The organism is Pseudoalteromonas sp. S2721 (genome assembly GCF_005887425.1).
Taxonomy (GTDB): domain Bacteria; phylum Pseudomonadota; class Gammaproteobacteria; order Enterobacterales; family Alteromonadaceae; genus Pseudoalteromonas; species Pseudoalteromonas simplex.
The window spans coordinates 39,239-55,925 of record NZ_PNCZ01000014.1; the positions used below are offsets into that span (position 1 = coordinate 39,239).

13 protein-coding genes are annotated in these 16,687 nt (G+C 39.7%); 3 read left to right on the forward strand and 10 right to left on the reverse strand.

Annotated elements, in window-relative coordinates:
- Positions 1 to 56: 56 nt before the first annotated feature.
- Positions 57 to 791, forward strand: coding sequence for a hypothetical protein (locus tag CWC02_RS06775; protein ID WP_138617213.1), 735 nt, complete (start codon positions 57 to 59; stop codon positions 789 to 791).
- 89 nt (positions 792 to 880) lie between these two features.
- Here CWC02_RS06775 and CWC02_RS06780 read toward each other — a convergent pair whose 3' ends face one another.
- The 4 genes from CWC02_RS06780 to CWC02_RS06795 form a co-directional block, all read right to left on the reverse strand.
- Positions 881 to 3,211 carry a S9 family peptidase gene (locus CWC02_RS06780; RefSeq protein WP_138617215.1) on the reverse strand — a complete coding sequence of 777 codons (2,331 nt, stop codon included), beginning with the start codon at positions 3,209 to 3,211 and terminating at the stop codon, positions 881 to 883.
- Positions 3,212 to 3,305: 94 nt separating this feature from the next.
- Entirely contained in the window at positions 3,306 to 4,106 is an 801-nt protein-coding gene (locus CWC02_RS06785) for a DODA-type extradiol aromatic ring-opening family dioxygenase (RefSeq protein WP_138599766.1), read from the reverse strand.
- A gap of 112 nt (positions 4,107 to 4,218) precedes the next feature.
- A complete protein-coding gene (gene tmpT / locus CWC02_RS06790; RefSeq protein WP_138617217.1) occupies positions 4,219 to 4,851 on the reverse strand; it encodes a thiopurine S-methyltransferase in 633 nt (210 codons plus the stop codon).
- 9 nt (positions 4,852 to 4,860) lie between these two features.
- Complete coding sequence (locus tag CWC02_RS06795; RefSeq protein WP_138617219.1) at positions 4,861 to 5,349, reverse strand: DUF2938 domain-containing protein; 489 nt, start codon at positions 5,347 to 5,349, stop codon at positions 4,861 to 4,863.
- Positions 5,350 to 5,449: 100 nt separating this feature from the next.
- Between CWC02_RS06795 and CWC02_RS06800 the strand changes: the two genes are divergently transcribed.
- On the forward strand, positions 5,450 to 6,331 hold the full coding sequence (locus CWC02_RS06800) for a LysR family transcriptional regulator (RefSeq protein ID WP_138617221.1): 882 nt from the start codon (positions 5,450 to 5,452) through the stop codon (positions 6,329 to 6,331).
- On the opposite strand, the gene CWC02_RS06805 is transcribed toward CWC02_RS06800, so the two are convergent.
- The gene (locus CWC02_RS06805; RefSeq protein WP_138617223.1) at positions 6,326 to 6,901 is read right to left on the reverse strand and encodes a DJ-1/PfpI family protein; all 576 of its coding nucleotides are present in this window, start codon (positions 6,899 to 6,901) and stop codon (positions 6,326 to 6,328) included. The two genes, CWC02_RS06800 and CWC02_RS06805, sit on opposite strands and share 6 nt — an antisense overlap.
- A gap of 126 nt (positions 6,902 to 7,027) precedes the next feature.
- On the opposite strand from CWC02_RS06805, the gene CWC02_RS06810 reads away from it, so the two are divergent.
- Entirely contained in the window at positions 7,028 to 7,732 is a 705-nt protein-coding gene (locus CWC02_RS06810) for a hypothetical protein (RefSeq protein ID WP_138617225.1), read from the forward strand.
- Between the two features lie 71 nt (positions 7,733 to 7,803).
- Here CWC02_RS06810 and CWC02_RS06815 read toward each other — a convergent pair whose 3' ends face one another.
- The 5 genes from CWC02_RS06815 to CWC02_RS06835 form a co-directional block, all read right to left on the reverse strand.
- On the reverse strand, positions 7,804 to 8,781 hold the full coding sequence (locus CWC02_RS06815) for a hypothetical protein (RefSeq protein WP_138617227.1): 978 nt from the start codon (positions 8,779 to 8,781) through the stop codon (positions 7,804 to 7,806).
- A 1-nt stretch (position 8,782) separates the two neighbouring features.
- Positions 8,783 to 10,249 (reverse strand): DNA recombination protein RmuC, encoded by a 1,467-nt coding sequence (locus CWC02_RS06820; RefSeq protein ID WP_138617229.1) that lies wholly within the window; start codon positions 10,247 to 10,249, stop codon positions 8,783 to 8,785.
- Between the two features lie 229 nt (positions 10,250 to 10,478).
- Positions 10,479 to 13,622, reverse strand: a complete 3,144-nt coding sequence (locus tag CWC02_RS06825) for a DEAD/DEAH box helicase (RefSeq protein ID WP_054553339.1) — start codon at positions 13,620 to 13,622, stop codon at positions 10,479 to 10,481.
- A 415-nt stretch (positions 13,623 to 14,037) separates the two neighbouring features.
- Complete coding sequence (locus tag CWC02_RS06830) at positions 14,038 to 15,000, reverse strand: transcriptional regulator (RefSeq protein ID WP_138617231.1); 963 nt, start codon at positions 14,998 to 15,000, stop codon at positions 14,038 to 14,040.
- A gap of 14 nt (positions 15,001 to 15,014) precedes the next feature.
- Positions 15,015 to 16,253, reverse strand: a complete 1,239-nt coding sequence (locus CWC02_RS06835) for an AAA family ATPase (protein ID WP_138599774.1) — start codon at positions 16,251 to 16,253, stop codon at positions 15,015 to 15,017.
- Positions 16,254 to 16,687: the final 434 nt, after the last annotated feature.

Below are 16,687 nucleotides of genomic sequence, written 5' to 3' on the forward strand. Positions count from 1 at the left end.
TATACTGCTTATTGAGCTAAAACCTATTTTCAAAATGGAACGATAAGAGCCATATTATGTATGAATCACTCTTAAAATGGGGCTTAGATAGCCTTGCTAAATTTGCTGGGGCAAAAGGGCAATATGAGTTAACCATACTGGTAGAAGCTATAAAAACAAAGAATACAATGATTATCGAACGATATAAGCAGTCGTGGGTATTAAATGAGAAGTTGTCTGATTTAATTATTGACGTGGAAGTTGATTTAGACTCCTTCGTCCAAAACTCAAAAGAAACTGACGGCTCTTGGAAGTCTGCTCGTCAGTTTCTTGGTTCACTGAAGTCTGAGTTTCACCCTAAATATTACCGTAAGTTATTAAAATTAAGAGCTGGGTTTGAAGGAACAAATGACATTCTTTCTGCTTATACGTTTATATTTCTAGATATTTTTAATCTTGAGTACTTAGTTGCTTACAGTAAAGATAAGCAAAAATATTCTAGAGGTGAAATATGTCGGTGTTATCGAAGACTATGGACAATGTATGGGGAAATCATTTCTTCGATAATCAGAATCAGCTCTGGAGATTTAAGATTTTGGGTAACTGATATTCCTTATATTCGACATGCTGATAATTGGGCTAAATTTGATCTTGAACAATTTAAGCACATCTATCCTCGAGTCAGTTGGTGCAACAAGCGATTTTATATTTCCTTAGAATCAAAAAAAGGGCTAGATAAATTTTGGTATGAACTTGCAGAACATCATAACAATAATAGAGAGTTAGCTAAGAAGAAACAGAATTCTGATTAAAATGCTTATTTTCTGTAACGGGGGTTTACAGTTTGCATAAAAAAACCGCAGCTTAACCTCTAAGCTGCGGTATTTTTTATAGAGCATATTTACTTGTTAAGTAAATGCTTTTCGAAGAAGTTAGCCATCATAGTGTGATAGTGCAGGGTGGTGCCTTTACCTTCTCGTAGGCTGTGAGAACGGTTCGGGTAAGAGAAAAACTCGAACTGTTTATTGTGCTTAACTAATTCGTTAATTAAGCGCTCTGAACCTTGGTAGTGTACGTTATCATCTCCGGTACCGTGGATCAGTAGCAACTTACCTTGCAGGTCTTTTGCAAAGCTGATCGGAGACGTGTTGTCGTAACTTTCAGGATCAGTATTAGGGTTACCTGCATAGCGCTCTTGGTAGATAGTATCGTACAAGCGAATATCTGGCACTGGGGCAGAGGCAATACCCACTTTATATCTATCACCGTGGCGGAATAACAAATTAAGCGTTGAACTACCGCCACCTGAGTGACCCCAAACACCAACACGGTCGGTATCAATGACATCCCAACGTTTTGCCATTGCGTCAAGGGCGTCAACTTGGTCTCGTACGGTAATAGAGCCTATTTTTTTGTAGATAGACTTACGCCAATCTCTGCCTTTTGGTGCGCGCGTGCCGCGGTTATCAACTGAGGCAACAATAAAGCCTTGCTGAGTTAAATACGACTTGTATAAGTAACTGTCACCTTCCCAGCGGTCTTGTACTGTTGAGCCCCATGGCTCACCATAAACATAGAAAACAATTGGGTATTTTTTGCTTTTATCCATATTCGCTGGGAACATGATGTAGCCATCAAGCTCAACACCATCGCGCGCATTAACCGTAAAGAACTCGTGAGTCGGTAACTGCTCAGTCGCTAATTTCTCTTTTAATGCTTTGTTCTCAACTAAGGTTTTCACATTACTGTGATCGCTTACTTTGATGATCTCTTTCATTGGTGGGGTGCCAAATTTAGAGAAGGTATGCATTGCCCAAGAGGTATCTTTAGACATGTAATAGCTGTTTGAACCATCAAATGACGCAGGCGTTACGCGCACCGGTTTAGCGCTGCCATCAAGCGAGGTACGGAATAAATATCGCTGGCCAGGATCATCCGGTGATGCAGTAAAATACATAACGTTTTTATCTTCGTTGAGCGCTAACATATCTATGATGTCGTACTCGCCCGGTGTTAAATCGACTATCGTTTTACCATCGCGAGATACACGGTACAAATGGCGCCAGCCATCACGCTCACTGTGCCAAATAAAGAACTTACCGTCTTTTGACCAGTTTGCTTTATAAAACCATTCAATAAAGGCATCGTCTTTATCTTCAAGAATTTTAGTCAGCTGCTGTTTTTGCCAGTCGAATAACCAAACCTTGTTGTGGCTTTGCGGACGGTTAAGATCTTGGATCATCAAAGATTCACCAGTGCCTGCCCAGCTAATACGTGGAATATAACGATCGCGATTATCACCACCTAGTTCAGCCCAACGGGTTTTCTTGTCATTAAGACTAACCACACCCACTTTAACCGCTGAGTTCATCTCGCCGGCTTTTGGATACGGAAACTCTTTAAGGGTAGGGTAGAGATCATCGGTGTTATTGATCATGGTGAAGTATTTCACGCCACTGGTATCAAGCTGCCAATAGGCAATTGATTTGTTGTCTGGACTCCAGCGGAAACCATCACGAATAGTAAATTCTTCTTCGTATACCCAGTCAAAATTACCATTAACAATGGTGTCGTTACCATCAGTGGTTAAGGCAGTCACAGCCTTGCTACCCACTTTTTCCATGTAGATATTGTTATCACGCACGTAAGCTACTTTTGAGCTATCAGGTGAGAACTTAGCAAACATCAGCTTTTTCGCTTCGATGTTTTCGCCACCTAACTGATATAGCGAATCAGTTTCGAGGTTTAAAAGCCAAAAATCACCACGGCTACGTGAGCGCCACACTTGCTCGCCATTGGTAAAAACCATCAGCCATTTACCATCTTTAGACCATTGGTAGCTTTCAACGGTGAGTGGCTCTTTATCACCTTTGGGAATTAATTTTTCGTAGCTAACAAGTACCTTACGTCCCGTTCCATCGGCGTTATAAAACACAATATCATTGCCTTTAACGCCGTGCTCATCGTCTTCAGCTTTGTCGTCTTGGTTGTTTTTATCGCTTTCGCGCTCTTCAAGTACCGTATAACCAGTACCATCATCGAGCCACGTAAAATAGGTGCTACGCTCAGCTTTAAAGTCTTTGTCTTTATAAATTTGTTCAAGCGAGAGCGGATTAGCCGTTGCGTTCACTGTTGCTGATTGGGTGCTCGCTTGCTCTGTCGTTGAGCATGCCTGCAAACCTAAACCCGCAACCACAGCAAACGCAAGGGTTGATGTTTTTATTAAGTTCATTTTGTTGTTCCTAGGTTTTAACTTACCTAGCGTACCAAAATAAGCTTATAAAATCTGAGCCTTTATCGTGTTATCTGGGGGGTTGAACTTAAACTTAATCGTCCCACAAGAACATACTGGCTTGCTTATTGGCAATACGTAGTTCGTAGATATCACTACAAGGGCGTATCGCCGCACCATAGCAAACATGTAACGGCAATAAGTGCTCTTCACGAGGATGGCTAAAACGCGCCGCAGGGGCCATTTGCCATTCTAATAACTTAGCTTGTCGCTGCTGTTCACTCAGCTCAGTATTGCCACAGACATCGACTAACCATTGCTCAAAAGCCATATTTTGCGCTTTAATTTCAGCTGTTTCAGGGGTGAAAAATGCGCGCATATTATGAAAAGTAAAGCCAGAACCAATGATCAATAAATTATCGTAATCAAGCTGTTGTAAAGCCTCACCTATCGCTAGGTGTAAGTTTGGCTCAAGGCTTGGATGTAACGACAATTGCACACAAGGTATATCTGCTTCTGGATACATAATCTTCAAAGGCACATACATACCGTGATCAAAGCCACGAGATGGGTTTAATGTGCTATCGATATTAGCCTTTGCCAATGCTTGATGTACTTTTTCGGCAAGGGCTGGTTCGCCAGGGCTTGGGTACTCAATACTGTAAGCAGGGTCTGGAAAACCATAGTAATCATAAATTAGCTCAGGAGCAGCGCTCGAAGTGATGCTAATTGGGTTCGCTTCCCAGTGCGCACTCACCATCAAAATAGCTGACGGCTTTTGAATTTTTGCAGCAATAGACTGTAAACAAGTAACCATATCGGCATGACTTGGATCGCCTAGTAATGGCATAGGACCGCCGCCATGTGAAACAAATAAAACGCGTGGCTTTTGCATAAATGTGCTCCTTAAATACAGTAATCACTATAGTGCACGCACAGAGGTACAATAACCAGCCACAAAAATGCACAACTAGGGTGTGAATTTACACACCACCAGTTTGTAGGTACTAACTTAAATGCCAAGCTACGTTCATAGCCGGGACTTGCCCTTTTAAGCCACCTTCGAGAGGTTCTTTGCACAGTAATGTTAGTTGATAAAAAGCATCGTAGTGCTGATGTAGTTCATCGGCGACCACACTAAACGGCGGACCCGAAAACTCACTTTGCTGATACTCAAAGACCACCACTAATTGTTTAGCTCTATTGGTTAATTCAAGTAAATGCTGGGTATAGCGAATGCGCATGGGCTTTGGCAGCGCAACTAAGGCAGCACGGTCATAAACCGCGTTGATAGTGCCAAGTTCATTCGCGGTAAGTGCAAAAATATCACCTACCCAAACGGTTAGATTTACGCCTTGGTAACGTAATAGTTCGCCGTGTTGGCTAATTTCGGGTTCTAGCTTTAACTCATCAAATAACTGCTTAATGGCTATCTCACTAAGTTCTGCCCCAACAACACGCATACCTTGCGCTAGCAAATAATGAATGTCGTGAGTTTTTCCGCAAAGTGGTACAAAAACAGTATCGCCTTGCTGCAAATTTAAGTTAGTAAAAAACTGATCTAGATAACGGTTAACGTCTCCTTCATGAAAACCAATTTCGTTATTTTCCCAACGTTGATGCCAATGCTTTGCGTCCATTACATACTCCTAAATAAATTGAATGAATTGAGCTGATAAATATATTCCGACACCAAAAAGTAGGTGAGTTACAGTACTTTTTAAGCGGGCTTGAAGTGGGTTTGCTGTTTTCGTAGCCATTATCCCCATCCCTAAAGCGGGCTGCATAACAAAAAATGGCATAGATACACTAGCTAATCCAAATATACATGCAGCAATTAAGGTGGGCTGTTCAAGCCAAGCAAGACCGACCAGTAATATAAATAGAAACGAAAATAAAACACCAATAAAGTAGTGTAAACACCAGCCAAACACGCACTCAAACTGCTTAACTGGACTAGTTGCTATATTCAGGTGCTTAAACTTTCCATCTAATAAACCCAAGCCCCAACGGCCAACTAAACAAAAGTTTAATGACGGTATCTTAAACACTTTAGCCAGCAGAAAAGCATAAAGATCAATGAACAAAGTCGCCGCTATGCCTACAAAAGTTATCACATAAATATCATTAACACTCATAATTAGATGCTCTTAAATGATTTAATAAAAGACATGATATCTAATTGCAAAAATGCTAAAAATAGCAAGATAAACAAACTATGATTGCATAAATGAGAACATGATTGACGATATTGCTCTATTCATACAGATTGTAAAACAGGGCGGCCTAAGTAATGCGGCTGAGAGCTTGTCGTTACCTACCGCGACAGTGTCGAGACGCTTACAACGACTTGAGCAACGCCTAGGCGAGCAACTTTTAACTCGCTCAGCAAGGCAATGCACGTTAACGCAAGCTGGGGAGGTATACTTTCAAAGTTATGTTGAATTGATTGAGCAATTTGAACAAACTCACCGCCAGCTTAATGATCAAAAAGCAAAGTTGTCAGGAAAGCTTAAAGTTTTAGCACCTCTGAATATTAGTCATGGCTTCTTAAAGCCGATGTGGCTCGCATTTACTAAACAGTACCCTGATATTCAACTTGAGTTACTGCTTAATAATCAACTTGAAGATCTCAGTAAAAGCCAAGCTGATATAGCAATAAGAGTCGGGCCGCAGGCTGATTCTATGCTCCATCAAAAAAAGTTAGGCCGTGTTGATACCTTATTTGTAAGCACAAAAGCATACCTTGATTCGGCACCTGCCATAGAAGAGCCAACTGATTTAAAACAGCATAGGTTAATTGGTACCACGTTGAGAAATAAATGGCAGCTAACCAATACACAAACGAATGCAACTTATACTCACATGTGCCGATTTGCTACTACGTTTAACGATACCGGATTTGTAAAATACTTAGTTTGTGATGAGCAAGGTATCGCTTTATTACCTCGGTTTGAGGTTATAGATGAATTAAAATCTCAACAGTTAGTTCAAGTACTGCCACACTGGCGAGGGGAAAACCGCGACATTTATGCTATCTGGCCAAGCGCACGTTTACTGAGTAAAAAGGCTGCCTGTCTAAAACAGTTTATAACCGACTATATTGCTGAACAATTATAACGTCTGCCATTGATATTCCATCTGTTTAGCAGTTAGTAGTGCGTGTTCGTAACTAATAAACTCAGCGACTAATGCTAGGCTCATATCAATGCCTGCAGAAATCCCCCCAGAGCTGATCAACTTACCGTCGGTGACCCAACGAGTTTCTGCAATCACGTTGAGATCAGAAAACATAGCAGCCAGCTCAGGTTGATCTTGCCAATGAGTCGTGACATTTTTACCGCTTAAAAGCCCAGTTTTAGCAAGCAAAAACGCCCCCGTACAAACACTCGCAACACGCTTGGTGTTAGTGACTGTGTGTTTTAACCAAGTAATAACCTCTACTTTTTCGAGCTCTCGTGTATGGTCACCCCCAACCACAACAAGCAGATCAAGCAAAGGGCAGTCAGCAAAGCTGTAATGGGGGTTTACACTATAACCGCCGCGGGCAAGAACAGGCCTATCATTTTCGGCAATTAAACTCACTTGCCAATCATTATTCGCTAGGCGCTTAGCCGTACTAAACACCTCAAACGGACCTGAGAAATCGAGCACTTCGGCATCATCATAGATGTAAATTCCAATATTCATACAATTGTTCCTATTATGTGGATTTATTTCTCAAGTAAAAAAACGTACTATGCCATTTTTGCAGTTCGTTAATGACATATTATTAAATTGCGCACTGTATACAAACAAAACTTCAAGGCATTGTTAATGCATTTTTTATTATTATTGAGCGTGCTGCTGGTTGGTTGTAAAACAACACAGCAAAGCGTTGCTGAAATTAGTGAAGTATCGCCGGGCACTATTTATTTTCACGGCAAAACATCAAAGCAAAATGTTGAAAAATTTGAACAATTATTAGTAAATAGCGATCAACAAATCAACACCTTAATAATTAATAGCCAAGGTGGTGATGTGATGGCAGGTCTCCATTTCGGAGGCTTAGTTCATGAATATCAACTCAATGTTGTAGTGCGTGAGCTTTGTGCATCGTCTTGCGCCAATTATGTTGTTACTGCAAGTCCACATGTCCTCGTTGAAGCACAAGCCGTTATTGGCTGGCATGGCGGCTCATTACAGCCATTATACGTGCCCATGGAGCAGCCGCCCGAGGTCGCTAGTTATATAGCTAAATGGCAAACTGCAGAGCGACAATTTTTCGATATCATCAATGTTGAACAAGCGGTTACTATCATAGGGATGATGCCAGGTATTACCGAGAAACGTGATGCTGCTATTTATAGTTACGATACCCAAACCCTAAAACGTTTAGGCCTACATATCGAGTTTGCAGGTGCGCAAACAGGAATGTCAGCAAGTGGCGAAAAAATAGCGCAGGTATTTGAACTTGAAGAGTCTGTACTTAACCACTTTTTAACGCTTAACGATATCGTGTCAGCTGAACTTATTAATTAATACCGATCCGCAATAATATTTAATTAAGTGAATTGGTATAACAAAAAAGCCAACATGGCGTTGGCTTTTTGTTAGTGATGTTGCTTAAGCCAAGAGTGGATTTGTTTAGCACTTCTTGGTGACACTATTTCAGCACGGCGTTTTAATTCTTTATGCCATGCCAGATCATTTAAAACCGCATCACTTAATGGCGCATTTCTATCTGTGTTTTTTAGCACATAATAAGCGTCCGCAACATCCGCAAGGTTAACACTATTGCTTGTAGCAAAGCGCTTAGACATTGACGCTAACGGCTTATTCAACGAACTATAAGCCGATAAAGGGATCAAGCTATCCGCAGGGTATGATGATGCAATACCATCGTTTTTCATCGCTGGCCAAACAGTGTATGTGGTACCTGGTTTTTGCTGTTCAAGTAATGTAATAACTGAATTAAAAGGCGAAGCTTGAGTACTTATAACCACTGGCTGCTTAAAGGTGTGAAATGCACCAAAAAGTAAGATTGCACGGCGCTGCTTAGCGACAACATGCTGATTTATTGCCTCTAAATAGCCAGTTTCACGGCTACGCTCTAGCTTTTGCCAATCCTCTTTAGAGAGGGTTTGCCAGTTCATTGCAGGCTCAGCAAGGACAAGACGAACTTTATGTAAACGGGTACTATTAAGCTGTTTTAACTTTAAAACTAATTGCTCATAAACATCATATTGCCATGCCATAAAATACAAGGTGTCGCGCCAAATGTGCCTTACGTCATCAATGCTTATATTCTGTTTGCTTAACAAATATTGATCAGCTAAATCTTGATACCGCGCATTGCCAAATTCAACGACAAGATCATCAAGCTGCTGCCAGTTATTAGGCTCATCTAAGTATTTAATAAGCCTAGTAACAACATGCTCGCTGCCATGAACATCACCAATCGCAACAAGTTTCTTAGCGTGCAACGCTTTATTAAGTTGGCTGTCGTAATCATAATTTGCAGCTTTGACACTACTTGCAAAACATACAGATGCGAGAATAACAAACCCGATACGCTTTAAAACCTGCATATTAATCTAACTCTAATTGGGCTTTTTCAACAGTTTCCGCGGGTAACTCTTTTTGAACAGAAACCCCCAACTCTTTGAACTCAGAGGCCTGCTTAATCAAGTTTCCTTTACCACGATACAACTGAGAAAACGCTTTATCATAGCTTTCTTTGGCGCGGTCTAATTGCTTACCAACCCCTTCCATACTGGTTAAGAAACCATTGAGTTTGTTGTAAAAACGCTCTGCACGAGCGGCAAGCTCTTTTGAGTATTTAGTTTGCTCTTCAAAACGCCACAGTTGTTTTACGATATTCAAGCTAGTCAATAAGGTCGTTGGCGTAGCAACTAAAATGTTTTTTTCGATTGCTTGCTGATAAATATCACTCTGGTACTTAAGTGCTTCAACAAAAGCCGACTCTATTGGTACAAACATGATCACCACTTCTGGTGAGTTAATACCGGGTAGTCTGCCGTAGGCTTTGCTTGCTAACTCGTTTATACGTGATTGCACCGCCATAACATGCTCTTTTAGCGCTTGCTGCGCCTCAAGCTCTGTATCGGCATTGACATAGCGTGTATACGCGTTTAAAGAGGTTTTAGCATCGATAACTAAATGACGTTGCTGAGGCAAATACACCACAACATCTGGTCGTAAACGGCCATCTTCGGTGTTAAACGATACTTCTCGCTGATAATCTACTCCAGCACGCAGCCCAGCGCTGTCTAGTACATTCTCAAGCATTAACTCACCCCAATTACCTTGGGTTTTCTTTTGCCCTTGTAATGCAGTGCTCAGCCTATCAGCTTGTTCGGTGATGGCTTGGCTTTTAGCTTGCAAATGCAATAACTCAGTTTTTAGTGCTGCACGCTGCTTTAGATCTTCGACGTGGATCAATTCCATCTTATCGCGAAAGCCTTTTAGCTCCCCCTGAACAGGTTTTAATAGTTGCTCAATACTTTCTTGATTTAAGGTTTTAAAACGTTGCGATTTTTCTTCAAGGATTTGATTAGCGAGATTTTCAAACTCTTTTTTGAGTTGCTCTTTGCTTTCTTTGATATGGCTAAGCTGCTCTTTAAAATGCAGTTCTTTTTGCTCAACTGTGCTTCGTAAGGTACTTAAATCAACATCGCGCTGATTAAGTGCAGCTTTTGTATCAGCAAGCTCAGCTTCGACCTTGCGCCAAAACTGACTATATTGTTGTGCTTGTTTTTCTTGTTCTACAAAGCGGGTTTTAAAGTGTTGAGACTCATCACGTTGTTCTGCGTAATCTTGCTGTAACTGCGAAAGTGTAAGCTGGCTTTGTTCAAGTTGCAGCTGCTTTTGTTCTAAATGATTTTGCAAGATTTGCTGGCTATTTTGAAGTTCGGTTAACTGATTTTTTAAGCGACTATTTTGTAGGGCAAAAATAACACCACTTGCAACAGCACCTACAGCAGCACCAAGCACACCACTTTGCCAATTAATCTGTGCAATTAGCTCTGTAATCATAATGAAAACTCAATAACTTAAAGACACATCATCATAACGAATTAGTGCTCAGCAGAGTAGGGGGTTTAGGCATAAAAAAAGCCAGCTCAAGGTGAGCTGGCTCTAACATTACTAAAATTTAGTAACCAAATGGGAAATCAACATAATGCTTATGTAAACTGCAATTTAACAACAAGCATAATAATAGACGCCCCAAAATTTGATTAGTTCAAAAAAACTTTAAAAAAATTTAATTTTTTATCAGTGCAAGCATTTGCTCTTCATCAAACTGAGTAAAACTCATTGATTTCTCGGTAAATAATGCATCAACAAGGGCTTGTTTATGCTGCTGCATTTTAAATACTTTTTGTTCGATTGAGTTAGCCATAATCAATTTATAAACAAACACAGGGTTAGTTTGGCCAATACGATAGGCACGATCTGTCGCCTGTTTTTCAACGGCAGGGTTCCACCAAGGATCAAAATGAATCACTGTATCGGCTTGAGTTAGGTTTAATCCGGTGCCGCCGGCTTTAAGGCTGATTAAGAATACGGATGTATCACCTTGAGTAAACTCTTCAATTACACGGTCGCGATGTCGCGTTTGCCCTGTAAGCATACTAAAGCGGATGCCAAGTTCATTTAATCGCTCAGCTATCACATCAAGTGCCATGGTGAATTGACTAAATATAATCACCTTACGTCCTTCGCTAAGCATAATAGGCAAATGCTTTGATAACCACTCAAGCTTAGCACTGCCAGCCTGTGAACTAGGATCGATCAATTTTGGATGACAGCAGATTTGTCTTAGCTTTAATAATGCATCTAAAAAGGCAAGCTTACTTTTTTGCACACCTTGCTGCGCAAATAGGTCAACTAATTTCTGTTCTAAAGATTCAGTGATACCTGAGTAAATTTCCTTTTGTTTGCTTTCAAATTCAAACTCTTTAACTAGCTCAGTTTTCTCTGGTAGTTCCTGCGTTACTTGTGCTTTAGTACGTCGCAAAATAAATGGCATGATCAACGATTTAAGTTCATCTGCACGGGCAACGTCGTTATCACGCTCAATAGGCGTTTGAAAATAGCTTTTGAAGTGTGTTTGCGAACCAAGTAAAGAAGGCATTGCAAAGTCGAGCAAAGATTTAAGCTCAAATAAGTTATTTTCAATAGGCGTGCCGCTTAAGCAGAGCTTAAAGTCAGCATTAAGGCGCTTAACTAACCGCGAAACCTGCGCGGCATCGTTTTTGATATATTGCGCTTCATCAAGAATGATGTTTTCAAAATACAGCGGCGAATAAAAGGCAATGTCCCGCTTTAATAGTGGGTAAGTTGTTAAGATACAATCTGCTTGCGACAACTGTTGTAATTGGTCGCTGCGCGCAGCACCAAAGACAGTCGTAATTTTTAAGTTGCTGGCAAATTTATTAATTTCACTTTGCCAGTTACCAACCAAGCTGGTTGGGCAAACAATTAACGTGGGGCCTGCTTGTGGTGATTGCTTGGCATTAGCTAAAAAGGCAATAACTTGTAGGGTTTTACCTAGCCCCATGTCATCAGCCAAAATACCACCAAGCTGGTGACGTTTTAGAAAGTTGAGCCAATCAATACCGTGTTGTTGATACTCTCGTAATTGCACACCAGAGTTTAAGCCTTGAATATCGGACTTTTTAATAAGCTGTTGTGAGCTATTCAGTTCAGATAAATAAGCATCGAGTGCATCGTCAACAATATTAACCTTAATTGCTTTTTGCTCGATAAGCTTAGGCAAAAACGACAAAGGCATTAAGATTTCGTCACGGGTTTTAATATGCTCAAAACGTTCACGATAATCATTAAGCTGCATCATCGCGGCCTTTTCAACCACAGCAAAGCGTTTTCCTACAGTAAAGTAATAAAAGCGCTCACTTTGTCGATTAAGCGATTGATAGGTATTGTTATCAGTGACAAACAACTGTTGAGTTTTGACACCAGAGATCACGATTTTACTAACTATCTGATGACCTTTACCTCGCTCAACTTGCAGTGAAAGTTGTTTTAGAACTTTGCCTACGTCTAACTCATCATTAATTTTCCAACCGCGTTTTAATAAGTTTGGAATTATTTCAAACTTTAACCAGTGCTCATGAATAACTGATTGTTTATTAAAGATAAAATCTGTTTGTAAAGCCCCTTTACATAATTCAAAGCCAAGGTTAGTTAATTCATTTACAACGGTGTTTTCTAATGACTGGTTTAATATATCAGCTGGCGCCTGGCTTAAATCATACAAAGAGTTTTGATAATTAAACTGCAATCCTAAGCGGATTGTGCCCTCGTCATTATTAATACTGATGACAGGGAATACAGTTCGAGCTAGGCTTTTTTTGCTTTCCTTAAATGCATGAGGGATCACACCTTCACCAAAATTATCATTGAGCTGTTGATAAACGCGATCAAAGTTCTCTGTGTGAATAGCAGGCATATTGGCTAGTAACGCTATTTCATCAGCCGTTAACGGAGTACGAATTCGGCCCACTTTTAGCTTTTCAGGGTCAAGGTAAGTAGGGGGGGTTGTTTTTAACAATAACCAATTATCTTGACCAGCAAGCGTCATGCTCAATGACGTTAAGTCTTTGTTTTGTTTCCAATCAAACTCTAGTGCTTGCATGCTATCAGCTTTAATTGCTTGGCGAGAGCGACCTAAAAACAAACGCTGAGTAGCAATTAATTGCTGCAGTGCTGCAAAACCCCATTGGCCTTTTAGCTCTAATTTACCAAGGGCATTTTGAGAACGGATCCAGCTATATAAACGAAAATCCGATTCTAATAAATCAGTGGGAGTTACAAAACTATTTAACTGCTGCTCGGTTAGGTTACGACCAAGTGTATAGTTATGCTCAGGATCGTAATTAGCAATTTTAGGGGTAAGGGTTACTACAGACTTCTCTACATCAAGGACGAATAATAGAACCTGTTTGGCATTGTCACTAGCAACTTGCTTAAGCGTTTTTAGCTCACTAAACCAATCATTAATGATGTAATCTTCGCCATAGTCACCTGAATGTTCAATTTTCAGCTTTAGGAGCACAGCCGCAATATGACGGCATTTGGTTTTAGAGCCACAAGTACAATGCGAATCGACCGAAAAGCCACTTGGTAATTTGCTGATCTCAATATGCTGAGTGAAGGTATTTCCTTCGTTACCAAACATAGATGCATCAATAACACTAAAATCACTGTTATGTTCTAACCAATTGATTTGGCCGTTCTGGTGATACTCTTTTGCTTTACTTAACACATGTGGCTTAAACAGCTGTTTAATGAAGCGCTCAGACAGAGGAAACTGAGTTTCTTGCTCTTGTTTGATTTCTTCAAAGATAGCTAATAAGTCATTTTTGGATAAGTTAGCAGACATAACGCTTTTGACAGTAAAAACAAAAAATAATTCTGCCAGTATATGATCTATCGGCCCAGAGCTAAAGCACTATTGGGCAATATTGGACTGGTTGGAGCTGATTAGTTAGTAAAAAAGTGCTTTAAAATAAAATCAAAGTTGAAAAGTGACATACTGAGCATTTAACAAACAACAATCGCACAAGATATAAACAGGTTAATAACAAGGAAGGGGCTTTACAGATCGATTTTTTACTAAGCAAACAAATTTACAGGGTAACAGAACTGTAAAGGGGCGATTAGTTGGTAAAAAACTGATCTGAGAGTGTAAGAATGACCAAATTAGCCAACCTAAGATCACTATTTTACTAACGAAAGGGGAGGGGAGATCACGCTTTTACTAACTGTAAAAGCGTGAGAGATCATTATTTTACTAACTAATTAAAGCTATTTAACAATTTAGTTAGCTGCTCTAAGCGTTTGTCTGTCATCACTTTATTATCGATTTTGACAGATAAATCACCGCTTTTAATATTACGCTGTACACTAACAAACTCACTGTCGATAAGTGCTTCACGACGGCTAGGCGCTGCTGGTTCAGCAGTTAATAGCTTGGTAATTGCAAGAGCACGTTTATCATCGCTGCTGATTTGCGCTAATTCGCTATCACTACTAACGTCATTTACAAGCTTGGTAAACAACTGCTCATCTCGTTCTTTGGCACTAATAAGCTTTTTAGCTACTTCACGGCCAACATGATTTGCTGTTGGGTAAAGGCTTAAAACCTCTGAAGGTAGGTTCTCATACGCTTTGATAGCATCAGCAATAGCTGTGTGTGATACCCCCTCAATTGCCGCAATCTCACGATAAGAGCCTTTTTTACCTTCAGCAATAAGCTCATCACGGGTTTGTTGATACGCTTGACCAAGCTCCCATAGGCTCGGGGCAATGTATTGATCAGATGATACAGCAAGTATTTTAGCATCTTGATCTGTAAAGTCTTCCGAGCTTAAAACTAAGTAATCAGAATTGCTTAAAATACATGCTTTACGACGACGAGAGCCTGCTAATACAAGCATTTCGTCACCTTTATCCCAACATAGGGCAGGGTGCTGATTACGACCGTCTTCGGCAATTGCAGGTAGGATATCGGCAACTGACTTTTCATTTAATAATGATTGCACACGGCGGTTTTTACCATAAACTTTTGTTTTAGCTTCAATTTCTGAACTTGGGATAACCTTACACACCAAAGTAATTTGACGAGTAGGATCACTTGGAGCAGGCATACTGATAACATCACCAGCAGAAGCCTGTTCTAGCAAAGCATCTAAACTACTGCTTTCGATAGACGTTGAAAAAGGGTCTAAGCTGGTATCATTTTTACGTTTTTTAGCCATTTTTATTAATTACCTTACTTAGCTGAATTTAGCGTTGATTGAGTTGACTGCCAATTAGATCGGATCAACATTTCTAGTTCATCAACCACATCTTTGATATTTTCTTGCGCACGAAGCAGTGACTCACGACTAGCTAAGCTGTCTGACGTTTTTTGATCAAAAATAGTATTAAAAGAAGATGAGCTGGCGGTAATTGCTGAACTATGATTGATTGGGTAACTCATTACTTGACGACCAAATGCACTACGAACATCTTTAACGATATCGCGCTGTGAATGGTTACCCTTAACATAATTAGTCACTAAGAATTGCATGAAATCCCAACCTTGGTGGCCAAGCGCAGCAACTGTATGGTAAATCTCGCCTAATCGTTTTAAGTATTTATTGTTTGCATCAAAGTCTACAGCTTCAGGATGAACTGGAATAAGCATCGAGGTAGAAGCCATTAATGCATTATAAAACATAAAGTTAAGAGAAGGCGCTGTATCAATTAGAATAATATCAAATTGATCTTTTACCGGTTCAATAACTTTTTCGAGCAATTTATGATAGTGACGAGTTTTATCATAACTAGAGCTATCTTTTAATAAAGTTGCTGTTTCATGCTCAAAATAAAAGTCATCCATACCAGAAGGCAAAATACGAATATTAGGTATATGGGTAGGTAAGAAAGAGTTTGATACTAATTCATCCCAGGTTTCGTTTTCATCGAGTTCAATACAGTCACGCATTAAATCGCCCACAGTAATTGGGTCTGGCTCACTTGGTGGGAAAAAGCTTGATGAAGAACCTTGTGGATCAAGGTCAATGATACCAATTCTGTATCGTTTAATGTTGGTAGTAGCAAGTGCAGCGGCTATGTTCACCATGCTGGTTGTTTTACCACAACCACCTTTTAATGAGTTAATAACGATAACTTGTAATTTATCATCAACTGTACGGTGATCTGGCTTTATATCCATGATATCAGCCATAGCAAAAATATTTACTAAGGTATATGCGTAGTGACCATTAGCACCACGTTTGATATTTAGTTCATCAAAGTCACCATTATCATGACGTCGTTTCAAGGTGCGATTATTACAGCCTAATAAGTCAGCGGCTGCTTTTTGCGTGTAAGTACGAAGTTCTTTTTCTTCAGACTTTAAATGGGCACGATAATGTTGAATACGTCCTTCTAGCGATTTTTCAGCAACTTCTGCTGTCGCTTTTAGTAACCTGTAAGTGGCTAGCGCATTATTATTGATAGACATACTTTCTTCCTCAAAGTTATGCTTTAAGTATAATGTCCATTCAAATTGCTGTAAACAAGTATTTAAGACGACATACCTTTTATTTATAAGACATTTAATAAAATTTTGTAACTTTACTGATGCTAAGTATAAATAAGTAAGTTTAATATCGGTTAAGTATATAGGTATATAAGGGTAAGATGCTAAAATAGTGAAATATATTACTGATTTTATTGAATATTTACTAAAAAGCAAGATCGTGTTTTTACTTGGTAAAGATCAGATCTTTAATGACTCGCAGATCAGCATATTACTAAGCAAAAAATGAGCTTTCGACTTATGCACAGCTTAGTCACTGCTTTACACACAAAAATGCTTGTGTAGATCAAACTTTTACTAACTAAATTATAAAGTTATACACTGAGAGGATAACTAAAATGCTCAATAAGTTGGTA

Coding starts and splice junctions, on each gene's coding strand:
- CWC02_RS06805 (WP_138617223.1), bottom strand. CDS start 6,901: ATGAATATTGGAATTTACATCTATGATGATGCCGAAGTGCTCGATTTC.
- CWC02_RS06780 (WP_138617215.1), bottom strand. CDS start 3,211: ATGAACTTAATAAAAACATCAACCCTTGCGTTTGCTGTGGTTGCGGGT.
- CWC02_RS06815 (WP_138617227.1), bottom strand. CDS start 8,781: ATGCAGGTTTTAAAGCGTATCGGGTTTGTTATTCTCGCATCTGTATGT.
- CWC02_RS06820 (WP_138617229.1), bottom strand. CDS start 10,249: ATGATTACAGAGCTAATTGCACAGATTAATTGGCAAAGTGGTGTGCTT.
- CWC02_RS06795 (WP_138617219.1), bottom strand. CDS start 5,349: ATGAGTGTTAATGATATTTATGTGATAACTTTTGTAGGCATAGCGGCG.
- CWC02_RS06830 (WP_138617231.1), bottom strand. CDS start 15,000: ATGGCTAAAAAACGTAAAAATGATACCAGCTTAGACCCTTTTTCAACG.
- CWC02_RS06775 (WP_138617213.1), top strand. CDS start 57: ATGTATGAATCACTCTTAAAATGGGGCTTAGATAGCCTTGCTAAATTT.
- CWC02_RS06825 (WP_054553339.1), bottom strand. CDS start 13,622: ATGTCTGCTAACTTATCCAAAAATGACTTATTAGCTATCTTTGAAGAA.
- CWC02_RS06810 (WP_138617225.1), top strand. CDS start 7,028: ATGCATTTTTTATTATTATTGAGCGTGCTGCTGGTTGGTTGTAAAACA.
- CWC02_RS06835 (WP_138599774.1), bottom strand. CDS start 16,253: ATGTCTATCAATAATAATGCGCTAGCCACTTACAGGTTACTAAAAGCG.
- tmpT (WP_138617217.1), bottom strand. CDS start 4,851: ATGGACGCAAAGCATTGGCATCAACGTTGGGAAAATAACGAAATTGGT.
- CWC02_RS06800 (WP_138617221.1), top strand. CDS start 5,450: ATGATTGACGATATTGCTCTATTCATACAGATTGTAAAACAGGGCGGC.
- CWC02_RS06785 (WP_138599766.1), bottom strand. CDS start 4,106: ATGCAAAAGCCACGCGTTTTATTTGTTTCACATGGCGGCGGTCCTATG.